Origin of the sequence: Varunaivibrio sulfuroxidans, assembly GCF_029318635.1 — a bacterium.
GTDB classification, from domain to species: domain Bacteria; phylum Pseudomonadota; class Alphaproteobacteria; order Rhodospirillales; family Magnetovibrionaceae; genus Varunaivibrio; species Varunaivibrio sulfuroxidans.
On sequence record NZ_CP119676.1, the window covers coordinates 1,650,940 to 1,669,268 of the forward strand.

General features: G+C 62.7%; 13 protein-coding genes and 1 pseudogene. 5 read left to right on the plus strand and 9 right to left on the minus strand.

The window, feature by feature from the left end; translation table 11 throughout:
* Nucleotides 1-86: 86 nt before the first annotated feature.
* Entirely contained in the window at nt 87-1,292 is a 1,206-nt protein-coding gene (locus tag P3M64_RS07835; RefSeq protein ID WP_132937861.1) for a tetratricopeptide repeat protein, read from the minus strand.
* Between the two features lie 252 nt (nt 1,293-1,544).
* On the opposite strand from P3M64_RS07835, the gene cbiB reads away from it, so the two are divergent.
* Entirely contained in the window at nt 1,545-2,549 is a 1,005-nt protein-coding gene (gene cbiB, locus P3M64_RS07840; RefSeq protein ID WP_132937860.1) for an adenosylcobinamide-phosphate synthase CbiB, read from the plus strand.
* A 6-nt stretch (nt 2,550-2,555) separates the two neighbouring features.
* Here cbiB and P3M64_RS07845 read toward each other — a convergent pair whose 3' ends face one another.
* The 3 genes from P3M64_RS07845 to cobO form a co-directional block, all read right to left on the minus strand.
* On the minus strand, nt 2,556-4,091 hold the full coding sequence (locus P3M64_RS07845; protein ID WP_132937859.1) for a cobyric acid synthase: 1,536 nt from the start codon (nt 4,089-4,091) through the stop codon (nt 2,556-2,558).
* Nucleotides 4,088-4,792, minus strand: coding sequence for a lipid-binding SYLF domain-containing protein (locus P3M64_RS07850; protein WP_132937858.1), 705 nt, complete (start codon nt 4,790-4,792; stop codon nt 4,088-4,090). The genes P3M64_RS07845 and P3M64_RS07850 overlap by 4 nt, the downstream gene beginning before the upstream one ends.
* 100 nt (nt 4,793-4,892) lie before the next feature.
* Nucleotides 4,893-5,507, minus strand: coding sequence for a cob(I)yrinic acid a,c-diamide adenosyltransferase (gene cobO / locus P3M64_RS07855; RefSeq protein ID WP_132937857.1), 615 nt, complete (start codon nt 5,505-5,507; stop codon nt 4,893-4,895).
* Nucleotides 5,508-6,252: 745 nt separating this feature from the next.
* On the opposite strand from cobO, the pseudogene P3M64_RS07860 reads away from it, so the two are divergent.
* Nucleotides 6,253-6,957: pseudogene (locus tag P3M64_RS07860) on the plus strand (sensor histidine kinase); the annotation flags it as partial.
* A gap of 96 nt (nt 6,958-7,053) precedes the next feature.
* On the opposite strand, the gene rimK reads toward P3M64_RS07860, so the two are convergent.
* The 5 genes from rimK to P3M64_RS07885 form a co-directional block, all read right to left on the minus strand.
* Nucleotides 7,054-8,451 carry a 30S ribosomal protein S6--L-glutamate ligase gene (gene rimK, locus P3M64_RS07865; protein WP_132937855.1) on the minus strand — a complete coding sequence of 466 codons (1,398 nt, stop codon included), beginning with the start codon at nt 8,449-8,451 and terminating at the stop codon, nt 7,054-7,056.
* 88 nt (nt 8,452-8,539) lie between these two features.
* Nucleotides 8,540-12,349 (minus strand): cobaltochelatase subunit CobN, encoded by a 3,810-nt coding sequence (gene cobN / locus P3M64_RS07870; protein ID WP_132937854.1) that lies wholly within the window; start codon nt 12,347-12,349, stop codon nt 8,540-8,542.
* A complete protein-coding gene (gene cobW / locus P3M64_RS07875) occupies nt 12,349-13,416 on the minus strand; it encodes a cobalamin biosynthesis protein CobW (RefSeq protein ID WP_132937853.1) in 1,068 nt (355 codons plus the stop codon). Before cobW ends, cobN begins: the two co-directional genes overlap by 1 nt.
* A gap of 46 nt (nt 13,417-13,462) precedes the next feature.
* On the minus strand, nt 13,463-13,984 hold the full coding sequence (gene cobU / locus P3M64_RS07880) for a bifunctional adenosylcobinamide kinase/adenosylcobinamide-phosphate guanylyltransferase (protein WP_132937852.1): 522 nt from the start codon (nt 13,982-13,984) through the stop codon (nt 13,463-13,465).
* An 83-nt stretch (nt 13,985-14,067) separates the two neighbouring features.
* Nucleotides 14,068-14,694, minus strand: coding sequence for a histidine phosphatase family protein (locus P3M64_RS07885; RefSeq protein ID WP_165886211.1), 627 nt, complete (start codon nt 14,692-14,694; stop codon nt 14,068-14,070).
* 182 nt (nt 14,695-14,876) lie between these two features.
* On the opposite strand from P3M64_RS07885, the gene P3M64_RS07890 reads away from it, so the two are divergent.
* The 3 genes from P3M64_RS07890 to P3M64_RS07900 are packed head-to-tail and all read left to right on the plus strand — an operon-like array spanning nt 14,877 to nt 18,316.
* Complete coding sequence (locus P3M64_RS07890; protein ID WP_132937850.1) at nt 14,877-16,352, plus strand: circularly permuted type 2 ATP-grasp protein; 1,476 nt, start codon at nt 14,877-14,879, stop codon at nt 16,350-16,352.
* Complete coding sequence (locus P3M64_RS07895) at nt 16,342-17,340, plus strand: alpha-E domain-containing protein (RefSeq protein ID WP_132937849.1); 999 nt, start codon at nt 16,342-16,344, stop codon at nt 17,338-17,340. The genes P3M64_RS07890 and P3M64_RS07895 overlap by 11 nt, the downstream gene beginning before the upstream one ends.
* Nucleotides 17,341-17,398: 58 nt before the next feature.
* Nucleotides 17,399-18,316, plus strand: a complete 918-nt coding sequence (locus tag P3M64_RS07900; protein ID WP_132937848.1) for a transglutaminase family protein — start codon at nt 17,399-17,401, stop codon at nt 18,314-18,316.
* Nucleotides 18,317-18,329 lie beyond the last annotated feature (13 nt).

Here is an 18,329-nt window from a genome sequence, read left to right on the forward strand (position 1 = left end):
ACCGTCGAAACGGGGCGCGCGCCTTGGTCATGGCCTCCGGGCGCGTCGCCTCGCGGATCATAGGAGGGCGCCGCCGTCTTGTCAGGTTATTTATCGGAAGGGACGTCGGCGGGCTCATCGCCCTGCGCCAGCGCTCGGGCGGCCTCCTCGGCCCGCCCCATGGCGCGCAGGACTTGAGCGAGATTTTCTCGACTCTCCCGGGCGCTCGCCAGGTCGCCATTCTTCACCTTGGCGTCAACCGCCTTTTTCAACAACCGCTCGGCGGCATCCATTTCACCGCTTTCATAATGCAAGAGACCGAGGTTGTTAAAGGCGGTAGCGACGTCCGGGTGCGCCGCGCCGCGTTCTAACTCCAGGATATTCAACTCGTCGAAGAAGGCTTGCTTGGCGGTCTCCAACTCCCCCGCGCGGTAAGCGGCGTTGGCGTATTTATGAAGAAATTTCGCTCGCTCCATCAAGTCGTGAACAGAGGTCGCATCCAACGCCTGTCGAAACGCCGAAATGGCGTTTTCATATTCACGCATCCTCATCATCAAGTCGCCCAGCGCCGCAAACGCGGCGGCGTAGAACACCGCCTGGGATTCGCTCTCCGGGCGCAACGCCCCGTTTTCATCGATGAGTCCAGGGCGTTTTTGCGCCAACGTCGCCGCCAAATCCTGGAATTGACCGCCGCCCAATAGCGCCAACAGCGCCTCCGGCCCTTCACGAACGCCCTTTTCATCGGTCAAGAGACCCGCCGAGAAACGTTCGATGGCGCCCCCGATCTGCGCCGCATGCGCCGCCATGGCGCGCAGTTCGGCTTCCGCATCCGCGGCGGGTTCCTCTTGGCGCTCAAGGGCCGCCTCGAAAACGGCGAGTTGGCGGGGGTCGATGGCTAGGCGGCGCGCCCTGTCGGTGTCGTTTTCATCCGCCTCCGGCGCATCGAGCGCAGGTGCGCCGGGCCCCGGGAGGTCCGACGCCGCGCCGAGTTCTTGCGCGCGCGCATTTTCGTCCGGAGCCTGCTTTTTCCCGGTCGCCATGCGAAAGCCGGCCACCTTGACCGGCGGCCAGGGTTCGCTCTCCGCGTAGCGACCGAACACCATGGCCCCCAGTTTGGCCCCCAACAGGGCGCGCAAGCGCGCCACCAGGCGCAGCACCACGCCCTGATCGTTCTGTATTTTCGCCAGAAAAAAAAGTGTGCTCCCCGCCAGCAGAAGCATTGCGATAATCTGGGCGCGGACGCTGAACAGCGTCGTCAACACGGCATCGGCCTTGACCGCGGCCTCACGCAGAACCGTCACGAAACCGTCCATGGCGCGCCTTCCAATCTCAAGTTTCGGGGCAAAATCCCCTTCCCCTTGTAATACCTTGGAGGCGACACCCTGAACGCCCCGATTGAACAGTCCTTCGACGCCCCGTTTCGACAAGACAGCCGATCATGGCATGGGCGCAGATAGGGGGCAACCCCGGGCGCGTGACGCGCATTTATTCCCCCGTCGTCGCGTATCGTCAATTGGCGATGCATGCCAATTGACGCGCGCGGGCGCGCGACGCAAACTGGCGGCATGTTTACCTTTGGCTTGACCGGCGGCGTGCACGGTTTCGATCCCCTGATCCTGCTGCTCACGGCCCTGATCGTCGAGGCGTACGTCGGCGAGGCGGCGGTGCTGTTTCGTTTCGTTCCCCATCCGGTGATCGTGATCGGGCGCGCCATCGATTTCTTCGAACGCAAGCTCAACCGTCCCCAGCGCAGTCCAGCCGACCGCGCCGCACGCGGGGCGATTGTCGTGCTGATTATGGTTATCTGCGCCGGCGCGGTCGGCTGGGCGGTGTCGTGGCTCGGCTTGAATCATGATTTCGGATGGATTTTAGAGACCTTCCTGGTCTTATTCCTGCTCGCCCAACGCAGCCTTTACGATCATGTCCGCCGGGTCGCGTTAGGGCTGAAGCAGGGCGGCCTCGAAGGCGGGCGCCTGGCGGTCGCGCACATCGTCGGGCGCGACATCACCCAATTGGATGAACACGGCGTGGTCCGCGCCGCCATCGAATCGTGCGCCGAAAATTTCAACGACGGCGTCGTCGCCCCGGTGTTCTGGTTTGTCCTGTTTGGAATGCCTGGGCTGCTGATCTACAAAACGGTCAACACCATGGACAGCATGATCGGCCATCGCACCGAACGGCTGCGCGCCTTCGGCATGACGGCTGCGCGTCTGGATGACGTCCTCAATTTGATTCCCGCGCGCCTATCGGGGCTGTTCATCGTGATCGCCGCCGTCTTCGCCCCCAAAGGCCGGCCGCTGAAGGCGCTTGCCGTCATGTGGCGCGACGCCGGAAAGCATTGCTCGCCCAACGCCGGATGGCCCGAGGCGGCGATGGCCGGGGCCTTGGGGCTGGCGCTGGGCGGCCCACGCAAATACGCCGAAGGTCAGCTTAATGAGCCGTGGATCGGCGATGGACGCGCCCGCGCCGAGGTAAACGATATCCACCGCGCGCTTTACGTTTATTTCGTCGCCTGCCTGATCAACGCCATGTGGGTGGCGGCCCTCGCCGTGGTGCGTTACGGCATTTAAGCGCACTCAAGGAACCTTGGCGAGAGCGAACAGGCGATCGAGATCGAGGTGGCGCTCCAGATGATCGGCCAATTGGTCGAGCGCCCGCTCGACATTTTCCCGATAGGCCGCGCCCACTCCACGCACGCCGGGACGGCGATTGCGGTGGACTTCCGCCAAAAAGGCATGACGAAACCCATCGGCGGCGAAAATCCCGTGAACATAGCCGCCCAGAACGCGCCCGCCATGCGCACGCGCGCCTTCGGGCCGTCCGTCGCGCAACCGCAACCATGGATTTTTTCGCGCCGGCCCGTCGGAGAGTCCGAGATGCATTTCATAGCCGTCGAAAGCGGCCCCGCTGACGGCGTCGCAGCCCTCGACCCGAGCCAATGTCTTGTCTCCGGTCATCACGGCGTCAACGTCAAGCAAGCCTATCGCCGATTCGCTTCCCGGCGCGCCCTCCCGGCCCTCGGGATCGCCTACCTTCTTGCCCAACATCTGATAACCGGCGCACAACCCGACGACATAACCGCCGCGGCGAACGTGGGCGCGGATGTCTTCATCCCATCCTTGCGCCTTGACGAAGCGCAAATCGGACACCGTCGCCTTCGAGCCGGGAACGATCACGACGTCGGCGTCACCGGGCAGCGCCGCACCCGCCTCGACCCACGATAACGTCACGTCCGGCTCCTCGCTAAGCGGATCCAAATCATCGAAATTGGAGACCCGAGGCAGGCGTAGAACGGCGATTTTCAAGGGTCCGCGCCCGGCGGCGAAAGATGCTAAATCCGCGCGCGCCGGCGATATGGAAAAGTCCAGTGACGCGCTGTCCTCCTTGGGCAGGCGGCGCGCCGGGTCGAAAAAAGGCACGACCCCCAAAAACGGCCACCCGGTGTGGCGTTCAATGAGATCTTGCGCCTCTTCGAACAACGTTGGTTCCCCGCGGAACTTGTTGACGAGACACCCCTTCACCAGGGCGTTTTCCGCGTCGTCAAGCAACAGCCGGGTCCCCGCAAGGGCGGCGATGACCCCGCCACGCTCAACGTCGCCGACCAAAACCACGGCGACGTTCGCCGCCAGGGCAAAGCCCATGTTGGCAATATCGCCGTCGCGCAGATTGACCTCCGCGGGGCTGCCCGCGCCCTCAACCAGAACCAAATCGGCACGCGTACTTAAGCGCGCGAAACTATCGAGCACGACGGGCAAAAGCTCGGCGCGGTACGTGTGGTACTGCCGTGCGCCAAGCACCGTTTCGACCCGCCCGCGCACCACGACCTGGGCGCCGGTATCCGATTGCGGTTTGAGCAACACCGGGTTCATATCAACCGTCGGCGCGGCCCCCGCGGCCAACGCCTGAAGCGCCTGGGCGCGCCCGATCTCGCCGCCGTCCGCCGTCACGGCCGCATTGTTGGACATGTTTTGCGGCTTAAACGGCAGCACCGTCAGTCCTCGGCGCGCATAGGCCCGGCACAATCCCGCCACCAACAACGATTTGCCAACATCCGACGCCGTGCCTTGCACCATCAAGGCGCGGGCGGGGGAACGCTTATTTTCCACCGTCATTTCGCAATGGACCCACCCGTTCCCGCCGCCAACGCCCGACGCAAGTCGTCGGCGCGCGGATTGCGCGCGGAGCGGTCGAGAACGATCTGACGCGGCGTCGTTCCCGGCGCGTAAAAAGCCCCGTTCAGGTCGTTGCGCCGGGCGATCACCGCGCCCTCCAGGGATGCCCCACCGTAAAATCCGATGGCACGGGAAAAAACCAGCACGTCGGCGCCAAGATTCGTGGTCGTCGCCGCCTCGGCCCCGGCTCCCACCGCGCCCACCGTAACGCCGATATCCGCGCCCAACTTGCCCTGGTTTTCGACCACGGCGCGCACCGCCCCCGGACTGCGCAACAACATAATGGTGTCGGCGCTTTGCCCGCCGATTTGCCAACCGATCGACCCTGCGCCCAAAGTATAAAAAGCGGGATAACCCCACGTGCCGTCGGGGCCGCGCGCGACAAGAACGCCGTTCCCTCCCTCGACGCCCACCATCAGACCCGCCTTAAGCAGGCTGGGAAAGATCAACACGCCCTGGGCTTTTTTAAGCTGCGCGCGAAACAGATCCATCTGACTGTCGTGGGAACGTTCAAAACCCAGCACCGTGAGACGCGCGCTATCGACAAGCGCCTCGGCGCGTTGCGACGGCGTGTTCACCGCTGCGCAAGCGCTCACCAACACCGCCACCAACACCGCCGCCATCCGAACCGTCGCGCGCATCGTTCACTCCTTTACATCGAAGAACTCGGTTTGAATCGGTGTAGCACATCGCAAGGACGGAAAAACGGCCAACACACCGAAGGGCGGGCGGGCGGGCGCATTAAAATTCGACCCCGGGTTGCGCCTCGACGCCACCGCGAAAAGGATGCTTGACGAGAGTCATTTCGGTAACCAGATCGGCGCTTTCGATAAGGGCGACGGGCGCGTTGCGCCCCGTCACCACGGCGTGCTGCATCGCGGGACGACCGCCCAGACCTTCGAGAATTTTTTCCAACGGCAGATTTCCGTAGCGCAGAACGATATTCAACTCATCCATGATAACCATCGCATAGGAAGGGTCACGCAACATATCCATCGCCGCTTCCCACGCCCGTTCGGCGGCCTTGATATCGCGTTCGCGGTCCTGGGTCTCCCAACTGAAGCCTTCGCCTAACGCCTCGATGACGCACAAGTCCGGAAACTTGTCGAAAACAACCCGCTCGCCGGTCTCCCAGGCCCCCTTGATGAATTGGACGATACCCACCTTTTTGCCATGACCGATACAGCGCAACGCCATCCCCCATGCCGCCGTGGATTTACCCTTGCCTTTTCCCGTGTGAACGATCAACAAGCCCTTGCGGATATTTTTTTCCGCCATTATTTTTTCCCGCGCCCCCTTCTTTTTGGCCATTTTGGCCTGGTGGCGGCGGTTTTCTTCGATGTCGTCTTCACGCATGGCGTACTCCATTCAAGAACTGCAATTCGCGTCCGTGGACGCGCCCCCGACCTTAGTGTAATTTTAAACTTAATTCCAAGTCGCAATAACCCCGTTCCCAGGGAACGTCGCCGGGGTCTTAGCCAAAAAAAACCGCCGGACGGAAAGTCCTCATAAGATTCATTATAAATAAGCGCCCATTGTCATTATGGTATCAAGAGACTACTTCTTATTTCGTAATGGTCAAACGCCGACAAACGATAGATAATGCATGAATAGTATACAAGTATTGGTTGTTGATGACGATGGCGGCATAGACGCGGCGCTAAAAACCGCCGCCGCATGCATGACGGCGGATACGCCCGTGCCGTTTGAAACGCTAAAGGCGAGGGGCGCGGAACACGCCTTAACGCAAAGCGTTATGGAAAACCCCGACCTTTGCCTGATTCTCGTTGGCGATGACTTCACCGCCGCCCATGCCATCCTCGCGGGCCTAAAAGAGGCCGGATTGAACGTCCCCGTCACCGTGATCGCTCCGCCCGCCGAAATGCCCCGCGAAGCGTCTCTGATCGAACGCGGCGCCAGGGGCGTTATTCGGCGTGACGCCTCACTGGGGTCCGTTTTGCACTATATCGTCCGCAACACAAGCGCCCTAAAAGCGGCGGAAGACCGACTTCGCGCGGACAGGGAACGCCTCCTCTCGCAGATTCTCGACTTGCGCGACGGGCGCGAGCGCGCCGAGGAACAATCAATTCGATACCTGGAAATGGTCGAAGAACTGGCCCTCGCCAAGGAGCGCCTGGAACGCCTCGACCAGGAAAAAAACAAGTTGTTCTCGATCATCGCCCATGACCTGCGCAGCCCGTTCACCGCATTGTTGGGCTACACCGCCATGATCGCGGACATGTCCGACAAGCTCGACCCCGAGAAAATTTCTCATTTCGCACGAAGAGCCCATGATTCCGGCGCGAACATCTTCAAGTTGCTGGAAAATTTGCTCGAATGGGTGCAGCTGCAAATGAACCGCACCGAGTACGCGCCATCGCAGGAAAAACTAAAGGATATCGCGGCGCGGACGTTCGAAATTCTAGAGCCGGTGGCCCAGGAAAAAGGGCTCGTCCTGGAGTGCCGCCTAAACGGCGAGAGCGCCTTCGTCGATCCCAACATGACGGCCGCCGTGATCCGCAATCTGGTCAACAACGCAATCAAATTCACACCCGCCGGAAAAATATCCGTTTTCGCCGAAACCTTACCGGAACACATCGCCGTCAGCGTACGCGACAACGGCATAGGGATGCCCCCCGACGTGGCGCGAAAAATTTTCTCCATCGCCGGGAATGTCTCAACCAAAGGCACCAATGGCGAGGCGGGGACCGGGCTTGGGATCATCTTATGCAAGGAATTGGTCGAACGGGGCGGCGGAGAGCTTCGGGTCGTTTCCGAAGAAGGTCGGGGATCCACCTTTACCTTCACCGTTCCCAGATCGCCCACCACCACGCCCCACGCCGATATGTCCCGCCCCCTCGGCGCAGATCCGGCACCCCCAAGGGGACGCCGGTCCTGTATTTTAAAGTTTGCTCCGCCCCCCGACGGGCATCGGACGTGCGTATTTTTCAATATAGTCGATCACGAGACCGGCGATATTCTTGCCGGTAACCTTCTCGATACCCTCCAGGCCGGGCGAGGAATTGACTTCGAGGACCTTGGGGCCGTCCTCGGCGCGCAACAGATCGACGCCCGCCATTCCCAATTTCAGAACCTTCGCCGCCTTGACGGCCGCCGCCCGCTCTTCCTTGGTAATGCGCACCCGCTCCGCCTTGCCGCCCTGGTGTAGGTTGGATCGGTATTCTCCCTCCTCGCCTTGGCGCTTCATCGCCGCGATCACCTTGCCGCCGATGACGAAGCAACGGATATCCGCACCCCCCGCCTCCTTGATGAATTCCTGGACCAGGATGTTCGCCTTCAGGCCCTGAAATGCGCCGATCACCGATTCCGCCGCCTTTTTGGTTTCGGCGAGGACGACGCCCTTGCCTTGGGTGCCTTCCAAAAGCTTGAGCACCAGCGGCGCGCCGCCGACGAATTTGATCAGTTCGGACGTGGCGTTGGGCGAGCGGGCGAAACCGGTGATCGGCATGCCGATACCGTTACGCGCCAGCAACTGGTGGGCGTACAGCTTGTCGCGCGACGCCCCGATCGCCGCCGACGAATTCAGGCTATAGACGCCCATCATCTCGAACTGGCGGACCACCGCCATGCCGTAGAACGTCACCGACGATCCGATGCGCGGAATGATCGCGTCGAAACCGTCCAATTTGCGCCCGTCAATATGCACTTCGGGACGCATCGAGGTGATGTTCATATAACATTGCGTGGTGTTGATAACCTCGACCAAGTGGTGGCGTTCCTCCGCCGCCTCGGCCAGGCGGCGGGTCGAATAGCTGTTCGGCTCGCGCGACAGGATGCCGATTTTGAGCGAGCGCTTCGGCGCCTCGCGGCGCGGAAAATCGTCATATGCCCCCTCGTTCAAGACACCCTGAACGCACGATTTGTTGGGATCGACGATGGCCTTGTCCTGCAAAGCGCTGCGCCCGATCAGCATGCGGTACTGCATCGTTTCCCGGTTGGTCAGGGAAATTTCGATCGGCCACTGTATACCGCCGATATCCAGGGACGTGGAGATGATATAGCGCAGTTCGGTCTCGCCGTTGGAACTGGTGATCTCGCGCTGATCGACAAGGTCGGCGGAACAATAAACCTCGATCTCGGGACGTTCGGGAATCGGATGAATGCCGAAACGCACTTTGCGCCGGTTTTCACGGCCATACGGTTCGATGGAAAAGGCGTGCAACGCCGAGGTCTTGGCCCCGGTGTCCACCTTGGCGCGGATCGCGGGCAGGCCGAGGCCGGGCAGGGACACCCATTCCTCCCAGCCCAAAACAAGATCCTTGTTCGCGTTTATCGTCATCGGATAGGTCCCATTCCAGACTGAGATTAGAAAAAAGGGAGCGCTATTTACGTCCCTGTGTTGAAAAACACAATGTGTTTTATCGCCGTCATGCCTTTTCTTCGCCCGCAAGGCGGCTCAAGACCTCGTAGGTGGCGTTCAGGCGCGGGGTCCATAAGCCCCGGCGCTGCGCCTCAAGCAGGCGAGACGCCATTTCGCGCAGCGCATCGGGGTTGTTGTCGCGCAAGAAGGCGCATACCCCGGCGTCGTCCAGATAGGCCGTGAAGACGGCGTCGAAGTGATGGTCCTTGACGCAGCGCGCGGTGGCGGCGAACGACACCATGTAATCCACCGTCGCCGCCATTTCGAAAGCGCCCTTGTAGCCGTGGCGCATCACCCCGGCGATCCATTTCGGATTGACCACGCGGGCGCGCACCACGCGACCGATCTCGTCATCCAGGGTGCGAATTTTCGGACTTTCGGGGCGGGAATGATCGTTGTGCCAGATCACCGGCTGGCGGCCGGAATGCACGCGCACCGCCGCCGCCATGCCGCCTTCGAATTGATAGTAATCGTCCGAGTCGAGCACGTCGTGTTCACGGTTGTCCTGGTTGTGGACCACCGCCTCGATCGCATTCAGGCGGGTTTCGAAGACCCCGGGGCAAGCCTCGCCGTCGGCCCCGCCGCCGTAGGCATAGCTTCCCCAGGCGACGTAGGCGCGCGCCAGATCGGCGTCGTCTTCCCAGCCTTGTTCGTCCATCAGCGCCTGTAGGCCCGCCCCGTAGGCCCCCGGCTTGGAGCCGAAGACACGAAAACCGGCCAGCCGCATCGCCTCTTTTTCATCCACGCCCCGGGCGATCATCGCGGCCCCGTCGGCGCGGACTTTTTCCGCCAGGGGGTTTTCATCGCCCCCCTCGTCCAACGCCGCCACCGCGCGCGCGGCGCTGTCCAGAAGATCGATCAAGCCGGGGAAGGCGTCGCGGAAAAACCCCGACACCCGTATCGTGACATCGACCCGGGGACGACCGAGAACCGACGCCGGCAACACTTCAAAACCGGTAACCCTTCGCGACGCGCCGTCCCAGGTCGGCTTGACCCCCATCAACGCCAACGCCTGGGCGATATCGTCGCCGCCGGTGCGCATGTTCGACGTTCCCCAACACGACAATCCCAAGGTGCGCGGCCAATCGCCGGTGTCCTGAAGGTGGCGTTCGACCAGCAAACTCGCCGATTTCCATCCCAGGGTCCACGCCGCGGGCGTCGGCACGGTGCGGGTGTCGAGCGAATAAAAATTGCGCCCCGTGGGCAGCACGTCGGGGCGTCCTCGGGTCGGCGCGCCGCTGGGTCCCGGGGCGACGAAACGCCCCCCCAGACCGTCGAGCAGCGCCGCGATTTCCGCTTCGCCGCATTTTTGCACGTTGGGACGCAAGGTTCCTTCGATTTCGCCAAGCACCGTGCGGGCGGCCCGCCAGGCGGGATCGGGCGGGCGGGCGCCGCCGATCAGCGCGCTTGCCAACATTTCGATGCGCTCCACCGTGTCGCCGTGGCTCCGCCACGATCGCTCGTCCAGCGCCGCCAGAGCGGCGGGGCGTGGCCCCGCCCAGGGGGCGGCCATGGCGCAATCCAAGGGATCGAAGCCGTCGAGGCCGAGGTCGTGCGCCAAAGCCCGGTGCAAAGATTGCTCTTCGGGCAATTTACCACGCGGCAGGCGGACCAACGCCGTCAACAGATCGGTCAATTGCCCACCGTGCGGACTGACGCCGAAAATATGCAGGCCGTCGCGAATCTGCATCTCCTTCAGCTCACACAAATAGCCGTCCAACGCCATGAGCTGTGTTTCTTCGTCGCCATCGTCTTCGATTCCGATATCCCGATCCAGACCACTGGCGTGGCACAACTCCAAAATATCCCGGCGCAGCACCCGGGTGCGCCGGGGATCGCCGCCCGCCGCCTCGTAATATTCATCGACCAGGGCTTCCAGGTCCCTCAACGGGCCGTAGCTTTCCGCCCGGGTGAGCGGCGGGGTGAGATGGTCGATAATCACCGCCCCGGCGCGACGCTTAGCCTGGGTGCCCTCGCCGGGGTCGTTGACGATAAAAGGATAAAGATGGGGCAGCGGCCCCAGAGCGGCCTCGGGAAAGCAATTTTCACCGAGCGCCACCGCCTTGCCCGGCAACCATTCCAAATTGCCGTGTTTGCCGACATGAACCACGGCGTCGGCGGCGAATTCCCGGCGCAACCAGGCGTAAAACGCCAAATAACCGTGAGGCGGGACCAAGTCGGCGTCGTGGTAGGTCTTTACCGGGTCGATATTGTAGCCGCGGGCCGGTTGCACGGCGACGACGACATTGCCGAAACGCCGCGCCGGGATGGCGAAACGACCGTCGCAGCGCATGAAGGGATCGCCTTCGGGCGGACCCCATTGCTTGATCGTCTTGCGCCGAACGCCCTCGGGCAGCGTAGCAAAAAATTCCCGATAATCCGCCAACGCGTAGGTTTCAGGCGCGACACCTTGCTTACCCTTGGTGTGGTCGTTGGTCGGTCCCTCCTTGAGCAGGGCGATCAGGGCGTTGCCGTCCTCGGGGATATCCTCGACCTCGTACCCCGCGCCGTCCAGGGCGCGCAAAATCTCGATCGCGCCCTGCGGCGCGTCCAGCCCGACCCCGTTGCCCAGGCGACCGTCCCGATTGGGGTAATTGGCCAATACCAGGGCGACGTTTTTCGACCAGTTGGGCGCGCCGCGCAGCCACGCCCAGTTGGCGGCGAGCGCGGCGACGAAATCGATACGGTCACAGGCCGGTTGATACGCGACGATGTCACACTGACTGGCCTCGTCGCGTTCGGCGCGGCCTTTGAACGACACCGCGCGGGTGATGATGCGCCCATCGACCTCGGGCAGGGCGACGTTCATGGCGATGTCGCGCGGACCGAGGCCGCGATCGCCGTCGCGCCACCCTGCGAACGCACCGCCCGACAAGACCGCCTGCAATACCGGAAGACCATACGTATCAAACGGCAATTCGACCGCCGCCCCGCCCGGAGCCGCGGCGGCGAACCCCGTGGTGTTGACGACCACCCCCATGGGGAAATCGACATCGTCGTGCGCGCGGGCCATCAATTCCCGGAGGATGCCCAAGGACACCGGATCTTTCAGGCTGGAAACGAAGATCGGCAATGGATTGAGCCCGGCGTCGAGCAAAGCCCAGATCAACCCGTCGATCGGTTTCAGGTTCGCCGATTGCACCAGGGCGCGGTAAAACACGACGACGGCGACCCCCAGGCCCTCTTTCCAATATTCACGGCGCAGCCGGGCGATGCCGTCAGGCGTCGCGCCATCCTCATCAAGGGGCCAGTACAGCCCCGCCTTCATCAGCGGACGCGGTTCGCACCAGCGGCCGTCGTAATCCCCGGCCCCGCTGAGTTCCGCCGCCAAGATCAAAAAATCCCGCGCGTTGTCCGCGCCGCCCTCGCTTAAATAGCGCCACAAGCGATGTCCGTGGGCGGCGGCGACGGTGCTCAAATCCGCCAGTTCGCCGTCGGGTTGATCGTCGCCGGGCAGAAAGGCGACCGGGATTCCCTTCGCGGCGCAGACCCGAGATATCTCATCGACGCCGTAGGACCAATAGCCGCGCCCGCCCAAAAGACGGACGACGACCAGCCGGGCGTGGGCGACGACACTCTCGACATAGAGATCGACCGACATGTTGTGAGCCAACGCCATCAAGTTGGCCAGACGTACCGAGGGAAATTCGCCGGCGCTTTTTTCGCTCTCCCGCGCAAGGGCGCGCCGCGCGCGCGCGAGGAGCGCCAGGTCGCTGTCGGCGGCGCTGAGAATGACGATATCGCCCGGCTTTTGGCCGAGATCGACCGCCTGGGCCCCGTCGTCGATAACGCCGGGCTGGGCGGCCAGAAGATGCATCAAGCGACGCCCCCTTTGGACGCCGGGCGCTGCGCGCCCTCGACCCGGAATGCCGCCAACGCGGCGTCAATGGCCGCCCGATCGATCCCGCGTTCGCCGATCACCACCAACCGGGTCGCCCGCTCGCCATCGCCCCACGGGCGATCGAAATAGCGCGTGAAGCGCGGGCCGACGCCTTGGATGACATGACGCATCGGTTTTCCGGGAACATCGACGAAGCCCTTGATCCGTAAAATATCGTGGGCCTCGACCGCGTCGCGCAGGGCGTCTTCGAGCATTTCGGGTGCGCTTACCGACCCCAGTTCGATGACGAAACTTTCAAAATCGTCATGGTCGTGATCGGGCGCGCCGTCATGGTGCGAGGGGCGCATATCCAGATCGTCCTCGGCGGTGGCGTCCAAGCCCAAAAGGACTCCGGCGTCGATGCGGCCATGGTCGGTCGCGACCACCTTGACGCCGGCGCGCAGGGTGAGGGCGAGGGTTTCGCTAGCGTGCTGCAAAACGGCGCCGTCGAGTAAGTCCGATTTGTTCATCAACACCAAGTCGGCGGCCAGGACCTGATCGGTAAAAACCTCCTCAAGCGGGTTGTCGTGGTCGAGATTTTCGTCGCCGTCGCGTTGTGCCTGAACCGCTTCGGGATCGTCGGCGAAGCGTCCGGCGGCGTAGGCCGGGGCGTCAACCACCGCGACCACGCCATCGACCGTCACCCGGGAACGAATTTCCGGCCACTGAAAGGCCTTGATCAGCGGTTTGGGCAACGCCAGCCCCGAAGTCTCGATGACGATGTGGTCGGGCGGAGCGTCGCGGTGGATAAGATCCTCCATCACCGGCAGGAAATCGTCGGCGACGGTGCAACAGATGCAGCCGTTGGCCAGTTCCACCACGTCTTCATCACGGCACCCTTCGATGGCGCAGCCGGTGACCAATTCCCGATCGACGCCGAGGTCGCCGAATTCGTTGATGATCAGGGCGATGCGCTTGCCGCCTGGATTTTCCAAAAGATGGCGAATCAGGGTCGTCTTGCCCGACCCCAAAAAGCCGGTGATCACGGTCGCGGGTATTTTCATCGTCTATCCTTAATTGCGCCATCGTATTGTCACGCCATGGCGTTCGTCATGATTTCAAAACAAGCGGCAGCCCCGCCGCCACCAGGACCACCCGATCGGCGACGGCGGCGACGGCCTGATTGAGTTCGCCCAACGCATCGGCGAAACGGCGCGCCAGTGCGTTTTCGGCGACGATGCCCAGGCCGACTTCGCCGGACACCAGGACCACCGGACGGGCGGCGTTTTGCAGGGCGGCGCACAGCGCCCGTCCCTCGACCTCGGGGTCGCGTCCGGCGGCCATCACGTTGGCCAACCACACCGTCAGGCAATCGATCAAGACCGGAGCCGCGCCCCGTTCCGGCGTCAGATTACGCAAAACCGCCGCGATGTCGAGGGGTTCTTCAAGGGTCGTCCAACATCCGCCCCGGCGCGCGCGATGGGCCGCGATGCGCGCCGTCATCTCATCATCGCCCGCCTCGGCCGTGGCCAGATACAGGGCCGACCGCCCCGGCGCGAACAGGCTTTCGCCATAGGCGCTCTTGCCCGAACGCTGGCCGCCCAAAACCAGGGTTATGCCCGAAATTTCCATATTCGTTTGCCGTGTACGCAATCGTCGTCCCCGCTGTCGGCGCCGTCATGCGCGGTACGGTATCATGCGCCTTCCCACGCGGACTACCCCTTACTTGCGGCCCGTGCGTTGACCGCGTTGATCCGCCACGACGCAGGGCGACCCTCGTCCCGGAAGCAGTCGATACGGCTGATGCTCAGGGTATCGACGGCGATCGGCAACGCCTTGTGCGCGGGGATATCCAACGCCAGCGCCAGCGCCGCGCGGATTACCCCGGCGTGGGCGACGGCGATGATGTCGCGCCCGCCATGGGCCACGTTCAAGGCGGCGATCGCTTCCCCGGCGCGCGCGGCCAACGCGGCGAAACTTTCCCCGCCGGGCGGCGCGGCCCGGCCCGGGTCGGCCCAGAAGGCGTCGTAGCGGGTCTTGTCCTCCGTTTCGATCCGCCGCCAAGCGCGGCCCTGCCAATCGCCGAAGGACTGTTCGTTCAGGGCGGCGAGGGCGAACGGTCGCGCGCCCTCCGGCGCGCGGCGCAGCGCCGCCGCCGTCGCCACGGTGCGCGACAGGGCGCTGGTGACCCACACGGCGTCCATCGGCAAACGCTCGGCCACGGCGGCCACGGCGCAGGTCTCGGAGAGGTCGCACGGCACGTCGCGCGCGCCGTAGACGAGTCCCGCATAAGGCGCCGCCACCGGGGCGTGACGCACCCACCACCATCGGGTTTCATTCACGATCAGCAACCCCTTTTACCGCCCCAAAACAACGTAAAATAGAAATCGCTACCGGCGCGCGGAACCCAGCGCAGCGGCTATCCCCCTTGGACACCAGCGATATATTGTGCCATGATGCACCTTCTGGATGAATATTTTCTCCGCCGCCACGCCTTTCACCGTCACGGGAACCCCACACGACAATGCCCTCCTTGTCCAAGCTCTTCGCACATTATGACCCCAACGGATACTATTGCGAATTGCTCGGTTCCCCAAACGCTCAGAAATCACATCTTCCCGGACGCGGGCCACGAACCGACGAAATCGCCCGCCGCCTGGACAAAATGAACCTCAAGACCCTGCGCCGGCGCGCCCTGAGCGCGGAGAAGGAGCTGTTCAACCTGGGCATCACCTTCACCGTCTATAGTGAAAACCAATCCGTCGATCGCATTCTGCCGTTCGACGTGCTGCCCCGGATCTTGACGCCGCAGGACTGGAGCGTGATCGAACGGGGCGTTCGCCAGCGTCTACGCGTGTTGAACATGTTTCTTCACGACATTTATCACGATCAGCGGATTATCAAGGATAAGATCATCCCCGCCGAGCTGGTCCTCGCCAACGCCAATTTCCGCCCGGAGATGGTCGGCGTCGATGTCGCTTGCGACACCTACGTGCACATCTGCGGCATCGATATCGTGCGCGACGCGGCGGGGCGTTTCAAGGTTTTGGAAGACAATACCCGGGTGCCCTCCGGGGTGTCCTACGTGATCGAGAACCGCCATTTGATGTTGCGCGCTTTTCCCGACCTGTTCGAGGGCGTCGGTGTACGCCCGGTATCGGATTACGGCCTACGCCTACACCGCGCGCTGAGCGAAGCCGCCCCCGCCCGACACGGCGGCGGTGAGGTCAGCATCGTTTTGATGTCGCCGGGAATTTACAACTCGGCCTATTTCGAGCATGTTTTCCTCGCCCGCGAGATGGGCGTTCCTCTGGTCGAGGGCCGCGACCTCGTGGTCGATGACGACACCGTTTTCATGAAAACCGCCAATGGGCTTGAACGCGTCGATGTCATCTATCGGCGTATCGGCGACGATTTCATCGACCCCGAAGTTTTCAATCCGGCGTCGATGCTGGGCGTCCCCGGCTTGATGCGCGCATACAGGGCGGGACGGGTCACGTTGGCCAACGCGGTGGGCACCGGCGTCGCCGACGACAAGGCGGTCTATGCCTACATGCCGCGCATGATTCGTTATTACTTGGACGAGGACCCGATCTTGGATAACGTGCATACTCATATTTGCCGCGAGGCTGAGGGGCTCGCCTACACCCTGGATCATATCGACGAACTGGTCGTCAAGCCGGTCGGGGAAGCCGGTGGCTACGGCGTCTTGATCGGCCCCAACGCCAGCAAGGCGGAGATCGCGCAGCGGCGCGCCGAACTTAAGGCCGACCCCGCCAATTATATCGCCCAACCGGTGATCGACCTTTCGGTTTGCCCGACCCTATGCGACGGTGGCATCGAGCCGCGCCACGTCGATCTGCGCCCGTTCGCCGTCACCGGCAAAGACACATGGGTGCTGCCCGGCGGCTTGACCCGAGTCGCCCTGACCAAAGGCTCGCTTATCGTCAACTCCTCCCAAGGAGGCGGATCGAAGGATACCTGGGTTCTTGAGCAATAATCTTCTCGCCCGTTTCGCCGAAAGCATTTTCTGGCTCGCCCGCTACATGGAGCGGATCGAAAATCTCGCCCGCGTCCTGGACGTCACCGAGACGCATGCCCGCACCCATCTGGGCAACCAAGACTGGGCGACCATATTGGAGATCAACAGCGACCACGAGCGCTTCTCGGCGAGCAATACGCGGATCAGCGGCGCGGCGGTGATTTATTTCTATTTGTTGGAACGCGACAATCCGACCTCGATCGCATCGGGCATGGCCCTGGCGCGTGAAAGCGCGCGCACCCTACGCCATCTGATCAGCACGGAAATGTGGTTCCAGATCAACATGTTGAACGGTCGAGTTCAGGCCCTGCGCAAACGCGACGTCACCCCGGCCAAGCTGTCCGGCGTATGCGCCATGATCAAAGAAGGCTGCCAGGCCCATGCCGGGATCACCGAGGGCACGCTGTATCGCGACGCGGTATGGTGTTTTTATCAACTCGGCAAGGCGATCGAACGGTGCGACCAAACCTCGCGTCTGGTCGATATCGGTTATCGCCGGGCGATGATTTCCCTGCGTGAGGAAGACGCCCGCATCGTCGATTCCCAACTCAACACCATGTTGCGTTCGGCGGCGGGATATCAGGCTTTTCGCCGCCGCCACACGGTGCGTTTACACACCGACGAAGTCGTCGATTTCCTGCTGTTCGACAGCGATTTCCCACGCGCCATGATGACCGCGCTAAACGACGCCCACGCCATCTTGCTGCGCCTGGAGGGCCGCCACCACATCACCACCAGCGCCGACGCCCTGAAAATTTTGAGCGACCTCCGCCTGGACGTGCTGAAAATCACAGCAAAGGACGTCCTTGACTCTGGCCTGCATGGGTTTATAGACGGTGTACAGCAGCGCCTAATCGCCTGCACCGATGCGCTCGGATCCGGGTGTTTCGGTCATTCAAGCGACCATGGCGATGAAACACCCGAAACTGCGCCGCTCCCCTCGTGAGAAGTCACGAACCGGCCGGTGAGCGTATCGCGCCCGACGAAGGAAATTCATCGTCTCCATGGATACAATACACATCCGCCATCGTACGGTTTATCGCTATACCGTCCCGGTCGTCTTCGGCGAACACCGCCTGATGGTCCGCCCTCGCGACAGTCATGACCTGCGCAATGTCTCGACCCGGCTGATCATCACGCCAAGCGCGAATATCCGCTGGCTTCACGACGTTTTTGGAAATTCCATCGCCATCGTGACCTTCGAGACGCCCGCCGCCGAGCTGACCTTCGAAAGCGACATCGTGGTCGAGCACTACGGCCTGGACGATATCGCCTTCCCGATCGAGGAGAACGCCCGCACGCTACCCTTTTCCTACGCCGCGGAGGAACTGCCCGACCTTGGGCGGACCATCGAACGCCATTACCCCGACCCCGGGCACAAGCTGGACACCTGGGTGCGTCAATTTCTGGCGCAAAACGGCCCCAGTTGGACACAGAGCGTACTCAACGCCATCACCCACGCCATCCATAACGATTTTCGCTATATCGAACGCAGTGAGGAAGGCACCCAGCCTCCGGTCGTCACCCTGGAGCGCGGGGCGGGAACCTGCCGCGACTTCGCCCTGTTGATGATGGAAGGCCTACGCGTGCTGGGCATCGCCGCGCGTTTCGTCACCGGCTATTTGTACGACCCCAGTTCCGAACAAAGCGGCATCCCCTTTCATGGGGCGGGTTCCACCCACGCCTGGGTGCAGGCCTATCTTCCCGGCGCGGGGTGGGTCGAATTCGACCCCACGAACGGGCTTGTTTCGGGCAAAAACCTGATCCGTGTCGGCGTGGCGCGCGACCCCTCTCAAGCCATTCCCATTCAGGGCAGCTTCACCGGACCGCCGGGGGCGTTTACCGACATGACGATCGAGGTCTCGGTGCTGTCCAACGTCCCCCAAGGCGCGTTCGGCATCGACGTCGGGACGGCGCTATAGCCCCCAATCTCGT